Source organism: Streptomyces gossypii (assembly GCF_025165795.1).
GTDB lineage: Bacteria > Actinomycetota > Actinomycetes > Streptomycetales > Streptomycetaceae > Streptomyces > Streptomyces gossypii.
Map to the genome: position 1 here is coordinate 1 of NZ_JAJAGO010000045.1, position 1,052 is coordinate 1,052.

The 1,052-nt window shown below is 66.6% G+C and carries 1 protein-coding gene; it reads left to right on the forward strand.

Translation table 11 applies throughout. From position 1 onward, the window contains the following. Positions 1 to 1,052: MDR/SDR family oxidoreductase (locus tag LHJ74_RS34060; RefSeq protein WP_260222237.1), on the forward strand; the 1,052-nt coding region annotated here is incomplete at both ends.

The window sequence follows — 1,052 nt, forward strand, 5'->3', positions numbered from 1 at the left end:
TGGCCGTGGGCGACCGGGTGCTGGGATTCGTTCCGCAGGCGTTCGGGCCGGTGGCGGTGGCGGATCACAGGTTGCTGGCGAAGATGCCCGCGGGCTGGTCGTTCGAGGAGGCCGCCTCGATCCCGGCGGTATTCGCGTCCGCATACTACGGGCTGGTGGATCTGGCCGGGTTGCGGAAGGGCGAGTCGGTCCTGATACACGCGGCGGCCGGTGGTGTGGGCATGGCGGCGGTGCAGATAGCCCGCTATCTGGGTGCCGAGGTCTACGGCACCGCCAGGCCACAGAAATGGCATGCCCTACGCGCCCTCGGCCTGGATGACGCCCATCTCTCTTCGACTCGCGACCTGGATTTCGAAGGGCGGTTCCTGGAGGCCACCGAAGGCCGCGGTGTGGATGTCGTTCTGAACTCCCTGGCCGGTGAATACATAGACGCTTCCGCGCGTCTGTTGCCGCGCGGCGGCCGCTTCATGGAACTGGGCAAGACCGACATCCGTGATCCTCAGCAGATAGCCGAAGAGTTTCCGGGCGTGGCGTACGAGGCGTACGACCTGACGCAGGCGACGCCAGAACGGGTCCAGCAGATCTTGGCAGAGGTCGTGCGGCTGCTGGAGTCCGGCGAACTGCGGCACATACCGGTAACAACCTGGGATATCAGCCGGGCACGGCAGGCATTCCGCTACCTGAGCCAAGCACGCAACATCGGCAAGGTCGTGCTGACCATTCCGCCGTCACTGGACGGAACGGGGTCGGTGCTGGTGACGGGTGGTACGGGGGTGTTGGGGTCGGCTGTGGCCCGGCATCTGGTGGAGTCGCATGGGGTGCGGCATCTGGTGTTGACCAGTCGGCGTGGGATGGACGCTCCTGGGGCCGACGTGCTGGTCGAGGAGCTGGCTGCGTTGGGTGCGCGGGCCAGGGTGGTGGCATGCGATGCGGCTGATCGCGACGCCTTGGCGTCGGTGCTGTCGGAGATCCCGGGCGAGTATCCGTTGACGGGTGTGGTGCATGCGGCCGGTGTTCTGGCTGATGGGGTGATCGGGTCCTTGACGGAGGAC